The organism is Aquabacterium humicola (assembly GCF_030167915.1).
GTDB lineage: Bacteria > Pseudomonadota > Gammaproteobacteria > Burkholderiales > Burkholderiaceae_C > Pseudaquabacterium > Pseudaquabacterium humicola.
The window spans coordinates 272,566-292,096 of record NZ_JARGNB010000006.1; the positions used below are offsets into that span (position 1 = coordinate 272,566).

General features: G+C 69.6%; 19 protein-coding genes, 1 other RNA gene and 1 pseudogene. 13 read left to right on the plus strand and 8 right to left on the minus strand.

Translation table 11 applies throughout. The annotated features are described in order from the left end of the window. Position 1: 1 nt before the first annotated feature. The 5 genes from P1K89_RS24505 to P1K89_RS24525 all read right to left on the minus strand — a co-directional run bounded on the left by P1K89_RS24505 (position 2) and on the right by P1K89_RS24525 (position 4,714). Positions 2–745, minus strand: a complete 744-nt coding sequence (locus P1K89_RS24505; RefSeq protein WP_284619144.1) for an amino acid ABC transporter ATP-binding protein — start codon at positions 743–745, stop codon at positions 2–4. A 5-nt stretch (positions 746–750) separates the two neighbouring features. Further along, a complete protein-coding gene (locus P1K89_RS24510) occupies positions 751–1,854 on the minus strand; it encodes an amino acid ABC transporter permease (protein ID WP_284619145.1) in 1,104 nt (367 codons plus the stop codon). A gap of 1 nt (position 1,855) precedes the next feature. After that, positions 1,856–3,040, minus strand: coding sequence for an amino acid ABC transporter permease (locus P1K89_RS24515; RefSeq protein ID WP_284619146.1), 1,185 nt, complete (start codon positions 3,038–3,040; stop codon positions 1,856–1,858). 24 nt (positions 3,041–3,064) lie between these two features. Further along, complete coding sequence (locus P1K89_RS24520; RefSeq protein ID WP_284619147.1) at positions 3,065–4,093, minus strand: amino acid ABC transporter substrate-binding protein; 1,029 nt, start codon at positions 4,091–4,093, stop codon at positions 3,065–3,067. 228 nt (positions 4,094–4,321) lie between these two features. Further along, on the minus strand, positions 4,322–4,714 hold the full coding sequence (locus tag P1K89_RS24525; RefSeq protein ID WP_284619148.1) for a nuclear transport factor 2 family protein: 393 nt from the start codon (positions 4,712–4,714) through the stop codon (positions 4,322–4,324). Between the two features lie 86 nt (positions 4,715–4,800). Here P1K89_RS24525 and pyrC point away from each other — a divergent pair, with 86 nt between their 5' ends. From pyrC to P1K89_RS24540, 3 genes are read left to right on the plus strand one after another with little or no spacing between them, the layout of a single operon-like run. Beyond that, positions 4,801–5,853, plus strand: a complete 1,053-nt coding sequence (gene pyrC, locus P1K89_RS24530) for a dihydroorotase (protein ID WP_439898030.1) — start codon at positions 4,801–4,803, stop codon at positions 5,851–5,853. Between the two features lie 8 nt (positions 5,854–5,861). After that, positions 5,862–6,443, plus strand: coding sequence for a GNAT family N-acetyltransferase (locus tag P1K89_RS24535; RefSeq protein WP_284619278.1), 582 nt, complete (start codon positions 5,862–5,864; stop codon positions 6,441–6,443). A 51-nt stretch (positions 6,444–6,494) separates the two neighbouring features. Then, a complete protein-coding gene (locus tag P1K89_RS24540) occupies positions 6,495–8,738 on the plus strand; it encodes a patatin-like phospholipase family protein (RefSeq protein ID WP_284619149.1) in 2,244 nt (747 codons plus the stop codon). Between the two features lie 73 nt (positions 8,739–8,811). On the opposite strand, the gene cysK is transcribed toward P1K89_RS24540, so the two are convergent. After that, the gene (gene cysK / locus P1K89_RS24545) at positions 8,812–9,726 is read right to left on the minus strand and encodes a cysteine synthase A (protein WP_284619150.1); all 915 of its coding nucleotides are present in this window, start codon (positions 9,724–9,726) and stop codon (positions 8,812–8,814) included. 38 nt (positions 9,727–9,764) lie between these two features. Here cysK and rnpB point away from each other — a divergent pair. Further along, an RNA gene (gene rnpB / locus P1K89_RS24550) (RNase P RNA component class A) lies at positions 9,765–10,212 on the plus strand. Between the two features lie 260 nt (positions 10,213–10,472). Here rnpB and P1K89_RS33310 read toward each other — a convergent pair. After that, positions 10,473–10,781, minus strand: a pseudogene (locus P1K89_RS33310) (hypothetical protein); the annotation flags it as partial. An 80-nt stretch (positions 10,782–10,861) separates the two neighbouring features. Between P1K89_RS33310 and P1K89_RS24560 the strand changes: the two are divergent. The 3 genes from P1K89_RS24560 (at position 10,862) to P1K89_RS24570 (ending at position 13,731) form a co-directional block, all read left to right on the plus strand. Beyond that, complete coding sequence (locus P1K89_RS24560) at positions 10,862–11,206, plus strand: winged helix-turn-helix transcriptional regulator (RefSeq protein ID WP_284619152.1); 345 nt, start codon at positions 10,862–10,864, stop codon at positions 11,204–11,206. Positions 11,207–11,267: 61 nt separating this feature from the next. Continuing rightward, the gene (locus P1K89_RS24565) at positions 11,268–12,473 is read left to right on the plus strand and encodes a multidrug effflux MFS transporter (RefSeq protein ID WP_284619153.1); all 1,206 of its coding nucleotides are present in this window, start codon (positions 11,268–11,270) and stop codon (positions 12,471–12,473) included. Between the two features lie 127 nt (positions 12,474–12,600). Then, a complete protein-coding gene (locus P1K89_RS24570; RefSeq protein ID WP_284619154.1) occupies positions 12,601–13,731 on the plus strand; it encodes a carbonic anhydrase in 1,131 nt (376 codons plus the stop codon). Positions 13,732–13,734: 3 nt separating this feature from the next. Here P1K89_RS24570 and P1K89_RS24575 read toward each other — a convergent pair whose 3' ends face one another. Then, positions 13,735–14,154 (minus strand): MarR family winged helix-turn-helix transcriptional regulator, encoded by a 420-nt coding sequence (locus tag P1K89_RS24575; RefSeq protein WP_284619155.1) that lies wholly within the window; start codon positions 14,152–14,154, stop codon positions 13,735–13,737. Between the two features lie 102 nt (positions 14,155–14,256). Between P1K89_RS24575 and P1K89_RS24580 the strand changes: the two genes are divergently transcribed. The 6 genes from P1K89_RS24580 (at position 14,257) to P1K89_RS24605 (ending at position 19,525) form a co-directional block, all read left to right on the plus strand. Continuing rightward, complete coding sequence (locus P1K89_RS24580) at positions 14,257–15,033, plus strand: siderophore-interacting protein (RefSeq protein WP_284619279.1); 777 nt, start codon at positions 14,257–14,259, stop codon at positions 15,031–15,033. 144 nt (positions 15,034–15,177) lie between these two features. Then, positions 15,178–15,774 (plus strand): hypothetical protein, encoded by a 597-nt coding sequence (locus P1K89_RS24585; RefSeq protein ID WP_284619156.1) that lies wholly within the window; start codon positions 15,178–15,180, stop codon positions 15,772–15,774. Between the two features lie 312 nt (positions 15,775–16,086). Continuing rightward, entirely contained in the window at positions 16,087–16,527 is a 441-nt protein-coding gene (locus P1K89_RS24590) for a division/cell wall cluster transcriptional repressor MraZ (protein WP_284619157.1), read from the plus strand. Continuing rightward, positions 16,527–17,462: a 16S rRNA (cytosine(1402)-N(4))-methyltransferase RsmH gene (rsmH, locus tag P1K89_RS24595; protein ID WP_284619158.1), complete on the plus strand. Its 936-nt coding sequence runs from the start codon at positions 16,527–16,529 to the stop codon at positions 17,460–17,462. The genes P1K89_RS24590 and rsmH overlap by 1 nt, the downstream gene beginning before the upstream one ends. Position 17,463: 1 nt before the next feature. Then, positions 17,464–17,748, plus strand: coding sequence for a cell division protein FtsL (gene ftsL, locus P1K89_RS24600; protein ID WP_284619159.1), 285 nt, complete (start codon positions 17,464–17,466; stop codon positions 17,746–17,748). Positions 17,749–17,758: 10 nt separating this feature from the next. Further along, the gene (locus P1K89_RS24605) at positions 17,759–19,525 is read left to right on the plus strand and encodes a peptidoglycan D,D-transpeptidase FtsI family protein (protein WP_284619160.1); all 1,767 of its coding nucleotides are present in this window, start codon (positions 17,759–17,761) and stop codon (positions 19,523–19,525) included. Positions 19,526–19,531 lie beyond the last annotated feature (6 nt).

Below are 19,531 nucleotides of genomic sequence, written 5' to 3' on the forward strand. Positions count from 1 at the left end.
GTCAGTGCCCCAGGATCTTCGACAGGAAGTCCTTCGTCCGCTCGCTTTGCGGGTTATCGAAGAACTGGTGCGGCGAGTTCTGCTCGACGATCTGGCCCTGGTCCATGAAGATCACGCGGTCGGCCACCGCCTTCGCGAAGCCCATCTCGTGCGTCACGCACAACATCGTGATGCCCTGGCCGGCAAGCTCGATCATCACGTCGAGCACTTCCTTGATCATCTCCGGGTCGAGCGCCGAGGTCGGCTCGTCGAACAGCATGATCTTCGGCGTCAGGCACAGCGCACGCGCGATCGCCACGCGCTGCTGCTGGCCGCCCGAGAGCTGCAGCGGGTACTTCAGCGCCTGCTCGGCGATGCGCACCCGCTTCAGCTGCTGCATCGCGCGGTCCTCGGCCTCGGCGCGCGGCATCTTGCCGACCCACATCGGCGCCAGGGTCAGGTTCTCCAGCACCGTGAGGTGCGGGAACAGGTTGAACTGCTGGAACACCATGCCGACCTGCTTGCGGATGGCCTCGATCGCCCTCACGTCGTCGCTCAGCTCGACGCCGTCGACGCGCAGCACGCCCTCCTGGTGCTCTTCCAGCCGGTTGATGCAGCGGATCAGCGTCGACTTGCCCGAGCCCGACGGGCCGCAGATGACGATGCGCTCACCGCGCGCGACCTCGAGGTCGATGTCGCGCAGCACGTGGAAGCTGTTGCCGTACCACTTGTTGACCTTCTGGAAGGAAATGATGCTGTCGGTCATGAGGGTCAGCGGCTTTTGCTCTTCGACACGTGCTTCTCGACCCACAGGCTGTAGCGCGACATCGAGAAGCAGAACAGGAAGTAGATCGCGGCGATGAAGATGTACGCCTCGATCTTGAAGGGGCGCCAGTTGGCGTCGGAGTTCAGCGCCAGGCCCATCGCGCCGGTCAGCTCGTAGAGGCTGACGATGGTGACCAGCGAGGTGTCCTTGAAGATCGAGATGAAGCTGTTCATGATGCCCGGCACCACCATCGCCAGCGCCTGCGGCAGCACGATCTTGCGCTGCGTCTGCCAGTAGGTCAGGCCGATCGACGCCGCCGCCTCGTGCTGGCCCTTCGGGATCGCCTGCAGGCCGCCGCGCACGATCTCGGCCATGTAGGCCGCGGTGAACAAGGTGATGCCCACCAGCACGCGCAGCAGCACGTCGATGCTGGTGCCCGGCGGCATGAACAGCGGGAACATGAAGCTCGCCATGAACAGCACGCTGATCAAGGGCACGCCGCGGATCAGCTCGACATAGACGATGCACAGCGTGCGGATCGCCGGCATGTGCGAACGCCGGCCCAGCGCGACCAGCACCGACAGCGGGAAGGCCAGCACGATGGCCAGCGAGGCCAGCATGATCGTCAGCGGCAGGCCGCCCCAGCGGTCGGTCGTGACGACCGAGAGCCCCGCGAAGCCGCCGTGCATCAGCCCGAAGAAGAGCGCGAACACCGCCACCCACAGCACCGCGAGCCAGGGCCGCCAGAAGCGGCGCGTGCAGCTGCCGACCAGCAGCGCGACCAGCGCCACGGTCGCGACCTCGGGCCGCCACTGCTGGTCCAGCGGGTAGCGGCCGAAGATGATCAGCCGGTACTTCTCGGCCACCACGCCCCAGCAGGCGCCGAGGCCGCGTGCGTTCTGGCAGCGGTCGGCATCCGGCACGAACACCGCGCGCGCCACCGCCCAGTCGATGAAGCCCGGCAGCCACCACAGCGCCAGCGCGATCATCACGATCGTCACCGTCGCATCGCGAAAGTCGCCGAAGAGGTTGCGGCGCACCCACGGCACGAGGCCTTCGGTGCGGACTGGGGACGGGCGGGGGGCGACGGGCTGGAAGATCTCCGCCACGTCAGCGTTCCTTGATCGCCGCGCGCTGGTTGTACCAGTTCATCAGCCCCGAGGTGGTCAGCGAGGTGAACAGGTAGACCAGCATGATGATCGCGATGCACTCGACGGCGCGGCCGGTCTGGTTGATCGCGGTGTTCGAGATCGACACCACGTCCGGATAGCCGATGGCCACCGCGAGCGAGGAGTTCTTGGTCAGGTTCAGGTACTGGTTCGTGATCGGCGGGATGATCACGCGCAGCGCCTGCGGCAGCACCACCAGCCGCATCTGCTGGCCACGCGACAGGCCCAGGGCGCCCGCGGCCTCGACCTGGCCGTGCGGCACCGACTGGATGCCCGCGCGCACCACCTCGGCGACGAAGGCCGAGGTGTAGAAGGTGAGCCCGAACAGCACCGACAGGAACTCCGGCGTCAGCGCCGAGCCGCCTTCGACCGCGACGTCGCCCACCTTCGGCACGTTCCACGCGGTCGGCGCGCCGCCGGCCAGCCAGCCGAGCAGTGCGCCGGCGAGCAGCAGCGCGACGGTCGGCCACGCCACCGGCAGCGGCTTGCCGGTGCGCTCGAAGCGCACGCGCACCCAGCGCGCATAACCCCAGGCTGCAGCGGCCCCGACGACCAGTCCCGCACCGGAAAGCGCCTGCGCCGCCCCCCACACCGGCACCGGGTAGGTGAGGCCGCCCTTGCTGAGGTACACCAGGCCGAAGGCCGACAGCGGCTCGCCCGGATCGGGCAGCCACTCGGTCAGCAGCAGGTACCACATCAGCAGCTGCAGCAGGATCGGCACGTTGCGGAACAGCTCGACGTAGCCGTAGCACAGGCCGCGCACGATCGCGTTGTTCGAGAAGCGGCCGACACCCAGCAGCGTGCCGAGCACGGTGGTCATCACGATGCCGAGGATCGCGACGCGCAGCGTGTTCAGCAGGCCGATGCCGAAGGCCTTCCAGTACGGATCGAGCGCGTCGTACGACACCGGCATCTCGCCGATGTCGAAGCCCGCCGGCTGCGTCAGGAAATCGAAGCCGCTCTGGATCCCGCGCACACGCATGTTCTCCATGGTGTTGTGCGCGAGGAACCAGACGGCGCCGACGATCAGCACCAGCGCGAGCAGCTGGTACAGCAGCGCCCGCACCGCGCGGCTGCGCAGCGACCAGTCGCGCTTGCGCTTCGGGGCGGCGCGGGCGGTCGTCATCAGCCGGTCAACGACAGCCGATGCTTAACGGACGGGCGGGGCGTACATGATGCCGCCCTTGTTCCACAGGTTGTTGACGCCGCGCGGCAGCCCGAGCGCCGACTTCGGGCCGACGTTGCGCTCGAAGATCTCGCCGTAGTTGCCGACGGCCTTGATCGCGCGGTAGGCCCAGTCCTTGTCCAGGCCGAGCAGCTTGCCGGTGTCTTCGGACGTGCCGAGGATGCGCTGCACGACCGGATCGGTGCTCGACTTCTGCTGGTCGACGTTGGCCTGCGTGATGTCGTATTCCTCGGCCTCGATCAGCGCGTAGACCACCCACTTGGCGATCGCGAAGAACTCGTCGTCGCCGCGGCGCACCGCGGGGCCGAGCGGCTCCTTCGAGATCAGCTCGGGCAGGATCAGGTGGTCGGCCGGCGTCTTGGCTTCCTTGTTGCGCACCGAGGCGAGGCCCGAGGCGTCGGTGGTGTAGGCCTGGCAGCGGCCGGCGAAATACGCGCCGGTGGCGGCCTCGACCTTCTCGAACACCACCGGCTTGATGTCGAGCTTGTTGGCGCGCGAGAAGTCGGTCAGGTTCTTCTCGGTCGTGGTGCCGGACTGCACGCAGACCGTCGCGCCCTTGAGCTGCTTGGCGCTCTTGATCTTGCCCTTGCTCGGCACCATGAAACCCTGGCCGTCGTAGTAGGTGACGCCGGTGAAGTTCATGCCCAGCGAGGCGTCGCGGGTGAGCGTCCAGGTGGTGTTGCGCGACAGGATGTCGACCTCGCCGGACTGCAGCGCGGTGAAGCGCTGCTGCGCGTTCAGCGGCACGTATTTCACCTTGGCGGCATCGCCCAGCAGCGACGCGGCGATGGCCTTGCAGACGTCGACGTCCAGGCCGGTCCAGTTGCCGTTGCTGTCGGCCGCCGAGAAGCCGGCCAGGCCGGTGTTCACGCCGCAGACCAGCTGGCCGCGCTGCTTGATCGTGTCGATCGTCTTGCCGGCGTGCGCGGGCAGCGCGCACACCGCCAGCACGGTCGCGGCGAGCGCGCCGCCGAGCCAGGACTTCTTCGTCATCGCCTTCATCTCGAGCATCCCCAGGTTGTGTGATTCGAGTGCGTCAAATACCGGCGGCCGTCGGCATCCGGCGGCCGCGAGCGTCGGCGGGTATAGGGACGCAAGAAGCGTGCGCACCCTCGCGGCAACCCTAGCGAAAGGGCGTGGCCATAAGGGTGCGATGGCCGCGTGGCGCGAAGGCGGCGCGGCGCCGCGCGAAGGTGTCGCGGCGCCCTCGCGCCGTGGGATTCAGGGCCGCGCGTTGGCCGCGGCCTCGCTGTCGTAGATGCCGAAGAAGCGCGCGACGAGGCCGTCCTTCAGCTGCCACACATGCACCCAGTCGCACTCGAACACCCGCCCGTTCGGCAGCGCCTGCGTGCGTTCCCAGCCGATCACCGTGACGTGATCGGGGCCGACGAGGAACTCGCGCGGCTCGAAGGCCTGGATGCCGTCGTTCGCGGCCACGAGGCCGAACCACTCGGCCACCTGGCCGTGCCCGCGCACGGTGCCGGTGTAGGGCGCCTTGCGGTCGCCGACGAACTGCCAGGTGACGTCGGTGCTCAGCATCGACAACAAGCCCGGCAGGTCGCCGCTTCCGAACGCGGCGTAGATGTTCTGGACGGTGGACAGCGGATCGCTCATGGCACGCTCCTTCGGTGCAGGGTGGAGACCTGCATCGTTTACGGGCGCAGCGCGGCTGCGGATGCACCGGATGGGAAAATCGATCGATGAGCATGCCGACCACCTCGCCGACCTCCCTGACGATCACCCGCCCCGACGACTGGCACCTGCACCTGCGCGACGGCGCCGCGCTGGGCGCGGTGCTGCCGTACACCGCGCGCCAGTTCGGGCGCGCGATCGTGATGCCGAACCTGAAGCCGCCGATCACGACGACCGCGCAGGCGCTGGCCTACCGCGAGCGCATCGTCGAGGCCCTGCCCGAGGGCGCGGACTTCGAGCCGCTGATGACGCTGTACCTGACCGATCTGATGGAGCCCGACGAGATCCGCCGCGCGCGCGAGGCCGGCGTCGTCGCCTGCAAGCTCTACCCGGCGGGGGCGACGACCAACAGCGACGCCGGCGTCACCGACGTGCGCAAGATCCACCGCGTGCTCGAGGTCATGCAGCGCGAGGGCGTGCTGCTGCTGGTGCATGGCGAGGTCACCGATCCGGCGGTCGACGTGTTCGACCGCGAGGCGGTGTTCATCGACCGCGTGATGCAGCCGCTGCGGCGCGACTTCCCCGGGCTGAAGGTGGTCTTCGAGCACATCACGACGAAGGAGGCGGCGCAGTACGTCGCCGAGGCCGGCCCCCAGACCGCGGCGACGGTCACCGCGCACCACCTGCTCTACAACCGCAACGCGATCTTCCAGGGCGGCCTGCGCCCGCACTACTACTGCCTGCCGGTGCTCAAGCGCGAGCAGCACCGTGCAGCGCTGGTGGCGGCGGTGGCCTCCGGCAGCGCGAAGTTCTTCCTCGGCACCGATTCGGCGCCGCATGCCTCGGTGATGAAGGAGGCCTCGGTCTGCGGCGCCGGCTGCTTCACCGCGCTGAGCGCGATGGAGCTGTATGCCGAGGCGTTCGAGGCCGCCGGCGCGCTCGACAAGCTGGAAGGGTTCGCGAGCCACCACGGCCCGGACTTCTACGGCCTGCCGCGCCATGCCGGCACCGTGACGCTGCGGCGCGAGACCTGGACCTTGCCCGACAGCGTGCCCTTCGGCGATGCGCAGCTCAAGCCGCTGCGCGGCGGCGAGACCCTGGCCTGGCGGCTGCAGCCATGAACAAGCCGATGCGGCGCTTCGACGAGGTGCGGCTGCAGACCACGCGCCTGGACCTGCGGCCGCTGCAGGCCGGCGACGCCCCGGCGTTGCTCGCGCTGTTCTCGGACCCGGTGGCGATGCGCTACTGGAGCACGCCGCCTTGGACGTCGATCGAGCAGGCGCAGGCCTCGATCGCGGTCGATCTCGACGGCCTGCCGAAGGGCGAACACCTGCGGCTGGGGCTGCAGTCGCGCGACGACGGCCAGCTGCTCGGGACCTGCTCGCTGTTCGCGCTGCACCCGACCTCGCGCCGCGGCGAGATCGGCTACCTGCTGCGCTCCGATGTCTGGGGCCGCGGCCTGATGCACGAGGCGCTGCAGGCGCTGGTGCAGTTCGCGTTCGGCGAGCTGCAGCTGCACCGGCTCGAAGCCGACATCGACCCGCGCAACGCGGCGTCGGCGCGCAGCCTCCAGCGCCTGGGCTTCACGAAGGAAGGCCACCTGCGCGAGCGCTGGATCGTCGACGGCGAGGTCTCCGACACGGCGCTCTATGGCCTCCTTCGCAGCGAGTGGCCGGGCCCGGCGTACCCACAATCGGACGGACGCCGCTGAGCGCTCGCTGCGGCACACTGCCGGGCATTCGCGACCTTCGAGGGGACGAGCATGCCGGACGATGGCGATCGCGCCCGCGCCTTTCTGGCCGGGACCGAGCTGTGTTTCGAGGAGGCCGACGCGCTCTGGCAGCGGCTGAAGAAAGCGGGCGAGCTGTCGCTCGCGCGGCGGGTGCTGGAGCAGGTGCGAGACAGCCATTGCCTGCTCGATGGCCTGCCGGCCAACTCGCAGGTCAAGCGCAGGCTTTGCCAGCAGGAGGCGCTGCTGACCAGCAAGGACCCGGAGTTGGGTTCGACGCTGCGCCACGACGCGGCGTTGCGCATCCTCTGCGAGGTGTTCGACGACCTCGACGATCCGGCCCACAACGTCGACGCTGAGACCCTGGGCATCGCCGGCGGTATCGTCAAGCGGCGCTGGCTCGAGCTTGGCCAGTCAGACGACCTGCGCCGAGCCGCCAGGTTTTATGGCCGTGCCGCGCAGGGCCCCGTGGGCGTTGACGCCTATCCGCACATCAACGCGGCCTTCGTCGAGGACCTGCTCGCCCGCGCGGGTGACGACGCCGATGCCCGTGGCGCGCGCGCGCGCGCCCTGCGCGAGCGCATCGTCGCCGAACTGCCGCTGCCGGCCGCCGTGCCGCCGGACAAGGCGTGGTTCAACGCGATGACGCGCGCGGAGGCGCATTTCGGTCTCGGCAACCATGCGGCGGCCACCGAGGCCGTTGCCACATGCCCGCAGCGCCCGGAACCCTGGCAGCTCGAGACGACGGCGCGCCAGATCGCGACGCTCGCCCACCTGCAGACCGACAACCCGCTCGAGCAGCCGGAGATCCGTGCGTTCTTCGAGGCCCTGCTGCCGGGCGCGTCGTCGGCGGTCCGGTCGTCGCTTATCGGCAAGGTTGGCCTGGCCCTGTCGGGGGGCGGCTTCCGCGCTTCGTTCTATCACCTGGGTGTGCTGGCGCGACTGGCCGAGCTGGATGTGCTGCGGCACGTCGACGTGCTGTCCTGCGTCTCCGGCGGCAGCATCGTCGGCATGTGCTACTGGCTCGCGCTGCGTCGGCGCCTGTCCGAGGCGAATCCGCTCGAGCACGATGACTATCTGCAGCTTGTGCGCGAGGTCATGCAGCACTTCCTTGATGCGGTGGCAACCGACCTGCGCCACAGCGTGCAGCCCTCGAAGGCCGCCGCCGCATGGCGCCTGCTGCGCGGCGAGAAGGGCGTGCTCGATCCCGAGTTGGCGGCGCAGAAGCTCGAGGACATCTTCTACCGCCCGCTGCTGAACTGGACGGCGTCGAACGGCCAGGCGCGCGCCCGCCCGTTCATGCACGACCTGCGGTTCCGGCCGGCAGACCACGACCCGAAGCTGACGCAGTCGAACGACTTCAACCCGACGCAGCACAACTGGCTGCGCGCGCACAAGGTGCCTGTGCTGGTGATCAATGCGACGACGGTCAACACCGGGCATGCGTGGCAGTTCACGCCGACCTGGATGGGCGAGTCGCCGTGGGCGATGCATGAGGCTGCCGACAGCATCCCGCGGCTCGAATGGTCGACATACGAGCCGCAGGCCGGCTGGCAGATGGAACTGGGCCGGGCGGTCGCCGCGTCCGCGTGCGTGCCGGGCGTGTTCGCGCCGTTGCAGGTCGCGAGTGCGTACCCGAACATGAGAATCCAGTTGGTCGACGGGGGCGTGCACGACAACCAGGGCGTCGTGGCGCTGCTGGCGCACGACTGCAACGTGTTGCTGGTCAGCGATGCCTGCGGCCAGCTGTTGCTTGAGGAACAGCCCAAGCCGGGGCCCGCAGGGCTGGCGTCGTACGCGCAGCGCTCAATGGACACGTTGATGGAGCGCGTGCGCCTCGCGATGCACGGGGACCTGAGCGCGCGGCAGCTTTCAGGCCTGCTGCGCGGCCTGATGTTCCTGCATATGAAGGCGGGACTCGACGCGGACCCGATCCGCCTGAAGTTCTCGCAGGCGTCCTACACGCTCGACCGCAGGACCCACTCGCCCAGCGGCGTGCGCAAGGACTTCCAGCAGGCGCTCGCCGAGCTGCGGACCGATCTCGACGCGTTCTCGCTCGACGAGTCGCACGCGCTGATGGCCTGCGGCTACCAGATGTGCGGCTGGTCCTTCGAGCGTTGCCTGGCGCGGCTGAAGAAGAATCTGGCGTCCGCGCCGAAGCGGCACGAGTGGCCCTTCAAGGCGATGCTCGGGGAGATCACGTCGACGGCCGCGAAGACCCCTCGGCGCGACGAGATCCTCGCCGACCTGCGCGAAGGCAAGACGGTCCGGCTTTGAGAAGCCGAGGACGAATCCGCCACACCCGCTCAGGACCGCGAGGGCGACCGCGGCGGCCCGCTGCCTGCGCCGCTCACGCCGGCAGGAACCCTTCGATCGACAGGTAGCGCTCGCCGGTGTCGTAGTTGAAGCCGAGCACCCGGCTGCCCGCCGGCAGCGCCGGCAGCTTCTGCGCGATGGCCGCCAGCGTGGCGCCGCTGGAGATGCCGACCAGCAGGCCTTCTTCGCGTGCGCAGCGCCGCGCCATCTCGCGCGCGGCCTCGGCCTCGACGGTGATCACGCCGTCGAGCAGCGCGGTGTGCAGGTTCTTCGGCACGAAGCCGGCGCCGATGCCCTGGATCGGGTGCGGCGCGGGCTGGCCGCCGGAGATCACCGGCGAGGCGGCGGGCTCGACCGCGAAGACCTGCAGCTGCGGCCACTTCGCTTTCAGCACCTGCGCGCAGCCGGTGATGTGCCCGCCGGTGCCGACGCCGGTGATCAGCACGTCGAGGCCGTCGGGGAAGTCGGCCGCGATCTCGGCGGCGGTGGTGCGCACGTGCACGTCGATGTTGGCCGGGTTGTCGAACTGCTGCGGCATCCACGCGCCGGGCGTCGCCTCGACGATCTCCTGCGCGCGGGCGATCGCGCCCTTCATGCCCTTCTCGCGGGGCGTCAGGTCGAAGCTCGCGCCATAAGCCAGCATCAGGCGGCGGCGCTCGATGCTCATGCTGTCGGGCATCACCAGCACCAGCTTGTAGCCCTTGACCGCCGCGACCATCGCCAGCCCGATGCCGGTATTGCCCGAGGTCGGCTCGACGATGGTGCCGCCGGGCTTCAAGGCGCCACGCGCTTCCGCGTCTTCGACCATCGCCAGCGCGATGCGGTCCTTGATCGAGCCGCCCGGGTTCGAGCGTTCGGACTTGACCCATACCTCGGCGCCGGGGAACAGGCGGTTGACGCGGATGTGCGGTGTGTTGCCGATCGTGGCGAGGACATTGTTGGCTCTCATCGGTGCATCTCTCCTTGCACCGCGATAATCGCACGCGTGAAGCAGGCCAGACCGCCGCTGGGGCAATCGCCGAAAGGCGGCCCTGGAGGAAGGTCCGGACTGCACAGGGCGGCGTAGCAGCTAACGGCTGTCCACCGTGAGGTGAGGATCAGAGCAACAGAGACGAGTTGGATCGGGTTGCCTGCGAAGGGTGTTCTGCGTTGCGCCTGCGAAAGCAGGTGCCCGGACGGCGAAGCCGGACGGATCCGGCGACAGCCGGATGACAGCGGCCACCTGGATCGGGCGCCAGCCCGATCCAGGTGAAACGGGCAATCTCTACGCGCAGCAACACCGAATAGGCCGGCATTGATGTGGTCCCGCGGAGCCGGCGGGTAGGTGGCACCGAGCCGGTGGGGCGACTCCCGGCCCAGAAGAATGGCGGTCACGGCGCGGTCTTCGCAAGAAGGCCGCGCTGCACAGAATCCGGCCTATCGGTCTGCTTCACACTTTTCTTCGTCCATCGGCAGCGCCGCGCCGTACGGATCGGCGTCGGGCCGGATCAGCGCGCACAACATGCCGACGCCCGCGTACAGCCCGACCAGCTGCGTCACCTCGATCAGCAGCGCCTCGTCGGCGTGTTCTCGCAGCCGGGCGAACAGTGCGTCGTCGACCTCGTGCCGCTGCACCAGCGCGTCGACCAGCTGGAACAGCACGAAGGTCTGCGCCGGCCACAGCGCCGGGTCCGGCCGCGCGCGGCGGGTGTCGGCGATCTGCGCGTCAGTGAGACCCATGCGGCGCGCGATCGTGCCCACGTGCAGCTGCCACTCGTAGTGGTTGCGCCAGGCGACGCAGGTGCGCAGGATCAGCGCCTCGCGCAGCGCCGGCGGCAGCGCGTGGCGGTCCAGCAGGCCGCTGGGGCCGAGCAGTCCGGTGTCGACCATGTGCTTGAACAGGCCCTCGTTGCGCGCCACGGCGCGGAACAGCACCGGCGGCGCCATGCCGGGCGGCAGCAGGCGCGCGAAGCTCGCGGCCAGCGCGGCGGAGTAGGGGGCGGTGACGGGTTCGATGCGGCTCATGCGGTCCTCGTGGGGTGTCGGAACAAGCGGAATAATCGCTACTGAATCGGTAGCATCGCCGATGCTACAGTAAACGTAGCATGTCGACACGATCTTCCCGCGCCACCGGTTCGCCGTCCCCCCGCCAGCTCGAAGCCAAGCAGGCGATCAACACCGCGCTCGAGCTTTTCCACCGCCGCTGGATGCTGCGCGTGATCTGGGAGCTGCGGGACGAGCCGATGACCTTCCGCGCGCTGCAGGCCGCCTGCGGCGAGCTGTCACCCACCGTGCTGAACCAGCGCCTGGCGGAGCTGCGCGAGGCCGGCCTCGCCGAAGCCGGGGAGACCGGCTACGCGCTGACGCCGCTCGGCCGCGAGCTGCTGATCGCCTTCGAGCCGATGACGGCCTGGGCGCTGCGCTGGCAGCGCAGCCAGCCACGCGAATGAGCGTTCCTGTCTAGACGGGTGCCCGCCGCTCATGGAGCGGCCGCTACACTCGCGCCTCCCGATGAACCCCGATTCCCATCTGCTCTGGCGCCGCCCGCGCTGGGCACTCGCGATGCTGCTGGCCTGCCTCGGCACGCTGGGGCCCTTCGCGATCGACACCTACCTGCCTGCGTTCCAGGGCATCGCCGCGTCGCTGAACGCCACGCCGGCGCAGATGCAGCAGACGCTGTCGGCCTACCTGTTCGGATTCGCGCTGATGAACCTGTTCCACGGCGCGCTGTCCGATGCGATCGGCCGGCGACCGGTGGTGCTGGGGGGCCTCGCGATGTTCACGCTGGCCTCGATGGGCTGTGCGCTGTCCGAGTCCATCGGCGCGCTGATCGCCTTCCGCGCGCTGCAGGGCATGTCGGCCGGCGCCGGCATCGTCGTGTCGCGGGCGATCATCCGCGACATGTTCCCGCCCGCCGACGCGCAGCGGGTGATGTCGCAGGTGACGATCTTCTTCGGCGTCGCGCCGGCGGTGGCGCCGATCCTCGGCGGTCTGCTCTTCGTGCACGCCGGCTGGCATTCGATCTTCTGGCTGCTGACCGTCATCGGCGCGCTGCTGATCGCGCTGAACTGGAAGATGCTGCCGGAGACGCTGCACCTCGACCAGCGCCAATCGTTCCACCCGGTGCCGCTGCTGCGCGGCTACGGCCAGCTGCTTGGCAACCCGCGCTTCGTCGCGCTGCTGTTCGCCTCGGGCGTGCCGTTCAACGGCATGTTTCTCTACGTGCTGTCCGCGCCGGAGTGGCTGGGTACCCACCTGCAGCTCGGACCGACGCAGTTCTTCTGGTTCTTCGGCCTGACGATCAGCGGGATCATGGGGGGCGCCTTCCTGTCCGGCCGTGTCGCCGGCAAGCTGCCGCCGCGCAAGCAGATCCGCATCGGCTTCATCGTGATGGTCACGATCTCGCTGGTGAACATCGTGCTGAACCTCACGCTGAAGCCGCATGCGGCGTGGGCGCTGCTGCCGGTGGCGGTGTTCGCCTTCGGCTGGGCGCTGATGGCGCCGGTGGTCACGCTGATGGTGCTCGACCTCGCGCCCGACCGGCGCGGCATGGCCTCGTCGCTGCAGGCCTGCGTCGGCAGCGTCGCCAACGGCTTCGTCGCCGGCGTGATCGCGCCGCTGGTGATGCACTCGACCGTCGCGCTGGCGATCGCCTCGTTCGGGCTGATGAGCATCGGCCTGGTCGCCTGGAGCTGGGTGCGACGCCGCACGGTGTGAGCCTTCGCGCAGGCCGGCGGGCTCGTCGGCTCAAGAAGGTGCCCGCGCCAGCCGATAGAGCGAGGCAATGGGGCCGCATCCCGGCGGCCTTCAGCCTTTGACACCACCGATGCGCGCCCACCCCGCCTTGTCCCTCCTGCCGAGCCGGCTCGCCGCCGCGCTGGTCGTTGCCTGCGCCGCGTCCGGCCCCGTGCTGGCCGCAGGTGATGCGCCGGCCATGCCGCGCCCGAACCCGATGCGCCTGGGCCTGGGCATCGAGACCAAGGGCAAGCCGACGGAGCATGCACCGGTGCCGGCGCAGCCGCGCGACCAGCGCGATCCGATGGATGTGCTGCGCGAGCGCCTGGCCGAGCGCCTGGGCGCGCAGAAGACGCCCGACACCAGGTCGCCGAACGTGCTGCAGGTCACGAGCAGGACCGAAGGCGAGGACCACAAGGCGCCGGCCGCCGCGGCGCAGGCGGCCACCGCCGCGCCGAAGCCGCGCAAGGCCGCCGCGCCGGCCGAGGGGGCCAGGGAATCCACCGGCGATCTGGTCGCCCGGCTGCGCGCCGAGAAGGCCGCGCACGGCGGACCGTCGGGGGCGTCGCCGCACTGGAGCTACGACGGCCAGGGCGGCCCCGAGGCCTGGGCGCGGCTGAACCCGGAGTTCGCGAAGTGCGGCAGCGGCCAGCGCCAGAGCCCGATCGACATCCGCGGCGGCATCCGCGTCGACATGGATCCGATCCAGTTCGACTACCGCCCGGCGGCTTTCCGCGTGATCGACAACGGCCACACGGTGCAGGTCAACGTCGGCGGCGGCAATACGATCGAGGTGCAGGGCCGCCGCTACGACCTGGTGCAGTTCCACTTCCACCGCCCGTCCGAGGAGCGCATCGACGGCCGGCTGTTCGACATGGTCGCGCACCTGGTGCACAAGGATGCCGAAGGGCGGCTGGCGGTGGTCGCGGTGCTGCTGGACCGCGGCAGCGCGCAGCCCGTGGTGCAGCAGGTATGGAACAACCTGCCGCTGGAGAAGAACGAGGAGCTGGCCGCCAAGGCGCCGCTCGACCTGAACCAGCTGCTGCCGCAGGACAAGCGCTACTACACCTACATGGGCTCGCTGACGACCCCGCCCTGCAGCGAGGGCGTGCTGTGGATGGTGATGCAGCAGCCGGTGGCCATCGCGCAAGAGCAGATCAATGTCTTCGCGCGGCTGTACCCGATGAACGCGCGGCCCATCCAGTCGGCGGCCGGGCGGCTGATCAAGCAGTCGAACTGAGGTTCAGGCGTCGTCCGGCGCGCCGAGCTGCGCGTCGACGTGCCGCAGCAGCCGCAGCAGCTCGCTGCGTTCGGCCGCGGCGAGGCCCTGCACCGCCGTCTGCGCGACCCGCTTCTGCTGCCGCCGCAGCGTCGCCTGCATCGCGGCGCCGGCCGCGCTGAGCTTCAGCGGCTGGCTGCGCCGGTCGCTGCCGGCTTCGGCGTGCTCCAGCAGCCCGATCTCCAGCAGGCGTTTGACCAGCTTCGCCAGCTGCGCCTTGTCGCGGCCGCTGTGGGCGGCCAGCGCGCTCAGCGTGTCGCCGGGATGGCGCTCGAAGTAGTTCAGCACCTTGTATTCCAGGTGCGTGATCGCCTGCGGCGAATCGCGCAGCACCGCGTACTGCAGCGCCCGGAAGCGGTGCATCACGCGGTGCACGAGGTCCATGACCTCATCACCTGAATTGGTTGACATTGTCCATCATCGCCGGCAGGATAGGGGACATTGTCCACCAATTCGAAGGAGCCGGCCCTGAACCCGAGCATCAGCCTGACCCCGAGCCCGTCCCCGAGCCCGTCTCAGGGCGAGACCTCCCCGGCCCGCCGCGTGCAGCGCGTGCGCCATGAAACCCGGCGCCGCACGCTGCAGGTCAAGCGCGTCGAGGACCTGAGCCCGGGCCTGCGGCGCATCACGCTGGCGGGCGACGAGCTGGCGGGCTTCGTGAGCGCGTCGTTCGACGACCACGTCAAGCTGATCTTCGATGCCGGCGATGGCCAGGCCCGGCCGGCGGTGATGCGCGACTACACGCCGCGTCGCCATGACGCCGCCGCCGGTGAGCTCGACATCGTGTTCGCCCTCCACGGCGACGGCCCGGCCGCCGCCTGGGCCGCGCAGGCCACGGCGTGCCAGCCGCTGGTGGTCGCCGGCCCGCGCGGCTCCTTCGTGATCCCGCTCGATTACGACTGGCACCTGCTGGCCGGCGACGAGACGGCGCTGCCGGCGATCGCGCGGCGCCTGGAAGAGCTGCCGGCCGGCGCGCGTGCGATCGTGCTGCTGATGGTGGCGCCCGCCGACCGCCGCCCGCTGGCCAGCGCCGCCGACGTTCGGCTGCAATGGGTGGACGACGGCGCCGCGCTGCTGGCCGCCGCACGGGCGCTCGACCTGCCGGCCGGCGAGGGCTACGCGTGGTGCGCCGGCGAAGCCGCGCTGATGGCCGCGCTGCGCCGCGTGCTGGTCGACGAAAAGGGCCATGACCGGCACGCGATCCGCGCCGCGGCGTACTGGAAGCAGGGCGCCATCGCGCACCACGAGAACCTGGAGGCGTGACGGCGCCGGTTTCGCCGGCAGCACGGAGGCAGGCGCGGGCACCCAGATGGGCGGGGGGGTCGCGCCGGCGCGATACCCTGGGACTATGATGGCTCGCGCACGCCCCGTCCACGGCGGCGTGCCGCTACTCCGGGAGCTCCGACCATGCTCGGCCGACACGTCCGCAGTGCCATCGCGCGGTTCGCGCTTGCGGCCACGGTCGCATTCGCCGCCCTCATGCCGGCGCAGGCCGCCATCTACGTCAGCACCTTCGACCCGCTCGATTTCTACGGCGTCGCCACGTTCGACGTCGACGACGGCTGCCTCGCCCCGGACGGATTCAAGCTCAACGACGGCATGACCTGCTCGGTCAGCTGGCTCGATGCCACGGTCACGCTGACCGACCTGCCCGACACCCCCGCCACGCTCACCTACTCGTATGCCGCATTCCTGCCGAGCACGAGCGCCGTCGTGGGCATCGACGTGCTGCTCGGCGAACTGGCCGGCGTGCACTCGTCGATCATCGGCCCGGTGGTGATCGCCGGCGACCCGACGCCCGACTTCAACGGCGCCTTTTCGCTGGCGTTCAACGGCGACGTGGTGACGCTGTACAAGGACGGGCAGCCGGTCGCCACGGCCGACGCGGTCTTCATGCGCGTCGACGAGCCCGATGGCCTCGCGCTGGCGCTGCTGGCGCTGGGCGCTGCCGGCTTCGCGATCAGGTCGCGCCGAGCGCCTGGCGCGCACCGTCCTCGCGCCTAGTCGGACGCCCTCGGGCTGCACCCGCGGCGGACGACCGTCGATCACGCGAGCGAGGTCTGCGGCGCAGTGTCGCCCCACACTTCCCCACACCCGAGCTTTCCCGCCCCACGCTCCGCCAGCGTGTGTCAGCTGCTCACGCAAAGCTTTCACAGCCCCTGGTAAGTCCTTATTTTTGAAGCAATTTTTACTTCACCGAAGTGCTTGCACACTCGTTACTAAGTTCTTGATTTCATTGATTATTTCTAGCGCCTCGCGTTGACCCACCCCACTTCGTCGGCTAAAGTGTCGCGAAGTGGCGCAAGGTGGAGAATCGTGGCGGGGGTGGTCTTTCAAGGGACGTCGGCACTGACGCTGGACGTGAAGGGGCGGCTCAACGTCCCTTCGCGCCATCGCGACGCGCTGATGGCCTCCACCAACGGCCAGCTCACCCTGACCAAGCACCCGGTCGGCTGCCTGCTGCTGTTCCCGCGCCCCGCCTGGGAAACCTTCCGCGACAAGCTGCTGGCGCTGCCGATGTCGGCCGACGGCTGGCGGCGTGTCTTCATCGGCAGCGCGGTCGACGTCGACATCGACTCCGCCGGCCGCCTGCATGTCTCGCCGGAGCTGCGCGCCGCCGCCGGCCTGGTCAAGGACCTGCTGCTGCTGGGCATGGGCCAGCGGCTCGAGCTGTGGGACGCCGCCCGCTACGCGGCCCACGAGGCGCAGACGATGGCCGGCGAGATGCCCGACGCCATCAAGGACTTCGTCTTCTGATGTCCGCCGACGCCCGATGGCAGCACACCACCGTCCTCCTGGCCGAAGCGATCGATGCGATCGCCACCCGCCCGGACGGCGTCTTCGTCGACGGCACCTTCGGCCGCGGCGGCCATTCCCGTGCGCTGCTGGCGCGCCTGGGCGCGGCGGCGAAGCTCTTCGTCTTCGACAAGGACCCCGAGGCGATCGCCGAGGCACAAGCGCTGGCCGCGTCGGATGCGCGCGTGACGCCGGTGCACGCCAGCTTCGCCTCGATGGGTGCCGCGCTCGCCGAGCGGGGGGTGCAGCAGGTGCACGGCATCCTGCTGGACCTCGGCGTCAGCTCGCCGCAGATCGACAACCCCGCCCGGGGCTTCAGCTTCCGCTTCGATGCGCCGCTGGACATGCGCATGGACACGACCCGCGGCGAGACCGCCGCGGACTTCCTGGGCCGCGCCGATGAACGGCAGATTGCAGAGGTGATCCGTGACTACGGCGAAGAACGGTTTGCTGTATCGATTGCAAAGGCGCTTGTTGCTCGCCGGGCAGGCGGGCAGCCTGTTCGAACCACGCGGGAGCTTTCCGAAGTCGTGGCTCGTGCGGTCAAGACCCGCGAACCGGGCCAGGACCCTGCAACGCGCACATTTCAAGCTCTTCGGATTCTCGTCAACGCTGAGCTCGAGGATCTCGAGCAGGCCCTGACGGGCACGCTCGCGCTGCTCGCTCCCACCGGGCGCCTGGCCGTGATCAGCTTCCACTCGCTGGAGGACCGCATCGTCAAGACCTTCATCGCGCGCGAAAGCCGCGCGACGGTCGACCGGCGCGCGCCTTTCGCCGAGCCGAAGCCGACGCGGCTGAAGGCGCTGGGCCGCATCAAGCCGAGCGAGGCCGAGGTCGCGGCGAATCCGCGGGCCCGGTCAGCGATCCTCCGTATCGCAGAGCGCACGGAAGCCTGAAATGAACAGGCTCAACCTCCTGCTGCTGGTCGCCGTCATCGCCAGCAGCCTGCTCCTGATTCGCAGCGCCTACGACGCGCGGCGCCTGTTCGCCGAGATCCACAAGGCCGAATCGGAAGCCGTGCGCCTGGAAGGCGAATTCAAGCGGCTGGAAGCCGAACGCCAGGCCCAGGCCACCAGCCTGCGCGTCGAACGCACCGCGCGCGAGAAGCTCGCGATGCGCACCGTCACGCCCGCCGTGACCCATTACGTGGTCGATCCCGCCGCCTCCGCGGTGACCCGCTGATCACCCGACCATGAAGAAGCTCTTCGCCCCCGCCACCACCCGCGGCGTCAACTACGCCACCAGCCCGTTGCTGGCGTCGAAGACGCCGAACTGGCGCAGCCGTTTCGTCGTCGCGCTGGTCGCCTTCAGCTTCGTCGGCCTGCTGGGCCGCGCGGCCTACGTGCAGGTGATCGGCCACGAGTTCTTCCAGAAGCAGGGCGAGAAGCGCTACGCGCACACGCTGGAAGTGCCCGCGAGCCGCGGCCGCATCCTCGACCGCCATGGCCTGCTGCTGGCCACCAGCGTGCCTTCGCCCAGCGTGTGGGCGATCCCGAAGGACTTCGACGCTTCGCAGGCGCAGCGCCGCAAGCTGCTGCCGCTGCTGGGCATGGATGCGAAGGAGTTCGACGCGCGCCTCGCCTCCGGCAGCCAGAACTTCGCGTGGATCAAGCGCCAGGTCGATGCCGAGACCTGGGGCCAGATCAAGACGCTGGGCATCAAGGGCCTCTACGAGACGCGCGAGTACAAGCGCCGCTACCCGGAAGGCGAATCCGCGGCGCACGTCGTCGGTTTCACCAACATCGAGGACCAGGGCCAGGAAGGCATCGAGCTCGCGTTCCAGGCCGACCTGAAGGGCCACCGCGGCTCGCGCGAGGTGGTCAAGGATCGCCTGGGCCGCGTCGTCGAGGACATCGGCCAGGGTGTCGAGTCGGCCAATGGCCGCGACGTGCAGCTGGCGATCGATTCGAAGGTGCAGTTCTTCGCCTACCAGCGCGTGCGCGATGCCGTCGCCGAACACCGCGCGAAGGCCGGCAGTGTGGTCGTGCTCGACGTGCAGACCGGCGAGATCCTCGCGCTCGCCAACTACCCCAGCTACGACCCCGGCCAGCGCCAGCGCCTGTCCGGCGAGCAGCTGCGCAACCGCGCGCTGACCGACGTCTTCGAGCCCGGCTCGACGATGAAGCCCTTCATCGCCGCGTGGGCGATGGAAACCGGCCGCGTGCGGCCGGACACGATGTTGAACACCGCGCCGGGCAGCCTCGTCGTCACCGGCGTGCCGATCCGCGATGCGCACCCGCACGGTTCGCTGACGGTGTTCGAGTCGATCCAGAAGTCCAGCAACATCGGCGCCGCGCGCCTGGCGATGCAGATGCAGCCGCGCGAGCTGTGGGAGCTGTTCTCCAGCGTCGGCTACGGCCAGAAGCCGCAGATCGACTTCCCCGGCACCGTCACCGGCCGGCTGCGCCCGTACAAGAGCTGGCGCCCGATCGAGCAGGCGACGATGTCCTACGGCTACGGCCTGTCGGCGTCGCTGCTGCAGATGGCGCGCGCCTACACGGTCTTCGCCAACGACGGCGAGGTGATCCCGGTCAGCATGCTGCGCCAGGAACAGCACCAGCCCGGGCTGCGCGTGATCTCCAAGGAGACGGCGCGCGAGGTACGCAGGATGCTCCAGGCGGCTGCGGGCCCCGGCGGCACCGGCCCGCTGGCGCAGACCATCGGTTATTCGGTCGGCGGCAAGAGCGGCACCGCGCACAAGCAGGAAGGAAAGGGTTACGCGAGCAACAAGTACCGCTCGTGGTTCGTCGGCATGGCCCCGATCGACAAGCCGCGCATCATCGTCGCGGTGATGCTCGACGAGCCGAGCAACGGCGTGTACTACGGTGGTGCGGTGGCGGCCCCGGTGTTCAGCCAGGTGGTGCAGCAGACGCTGCGCATGCTGGGCGTGCCGCCGGACCTGGACGTGAAGCCGCAGGTGGTCGCGAAGGCGCTGCCGGCGGTGCAAGAGAGTTTCTGAAGGAAA

Coding starts and splice junctions, on each gene's coding strand:
- P1K89_RS24505 (WP_284619144.1), bottom strand. CDS start 745: ATGACCGACAGCATCATTTCCTTCCAGAAGGTCAACAAGTGGTACGGC.
- P1K89_RS24515 (WP_284619146.1), bottom strand. CDS start 3,040: ATGACGACCGCCCGCGCCGCCCCGAAGCGCAAGCGCGACTGGTCGCTG.
- P1K89_RS24520 (WP_284619147.1), bottom strand. CDS start 4,093: ATGACGAAGAAGTCCTGGCTCGGCGGCGCGCTCGCCGCGACCGTGCTG.
- P1K89_RS24525 (WP_284619148.1), bottom strand. CDS start 4,714: ATGAGCGATCCGCTGTCCACCGTCCAGAACATCTACGCCGCGTTCGGA.
- pyrC (WP_439898030.1), top strand. CDS start 4,801: ATGAGCATGCCGACCACCTCGCCGACCTCCCTGACGATCACCCGCCCC.
- P1K89_RS24535 (WP_284619278.1), top strand. CDS start 5,862: ATGCGGCGCTTCGACGAGGTGCGGCTGCAGACCACGCGCCTGGACCTG.
- P1K89_RS24540 (WP_284619149.1), top strand. CDS start 6,495: ATGCCGGACGATGGCGATCGCGCCCGCGCCTTTCTGGCCGGGACCGAG.
- cysK (WP_284619150.1), bottom strand. CDS start 9,726: ATGAGAGCCAACAATGTCCTCGCCACGATCGGCAACACACCGCACATC.
- P1K89_RS24560 (WP_284619152.1), top strand. CDS start 10,862: ATGTCGACACGATCTTCCCGCGCCACCGGTTCGCCGTCCCCCCGCCAG.
- P1K89_RS24565 (WP_284619153.1), top strand. CDS start 11,268: ATGAACCCCGATTCCCATCTGCTCTGGCGCCGCCCGCGCTGGGCACTC.
- P1K89_RS24575 (WP_284619155.1), bottom strand. CDS start 14,154: ATGGACCTCGTGCACCGCGTGATGCACCGCTTCCGGGCGCTGCAGTAC.
- P1K89_RS24585 (WP_284619156.1), top strand. CDS start 15,178: ATGCTCGGCCGACACGTCCGCAGTGCCATCGCGCGGTTCGCGCTTGCG.
- rsmH (WP_284619158.1), top strand. CDS start 16,527: ATGTCCGCCGACGCCCGATGGCAGCACACCACCGTCCTCCTGGCCGAA.
- ftsL (WP_284619159.1), top strand. CDS start 17,464: ATGAACAGGCTCAACCTCCTGCTGCTGGTCGCCGTCATCGCCAGCAGC.
- P1K89_RS24605 (WP_284619160.1), top strand. CDS start 17,759: ATGAAGAAGCTCTTCGCCCCCGCCACCACCCGCGGCGTCAACTACGCC.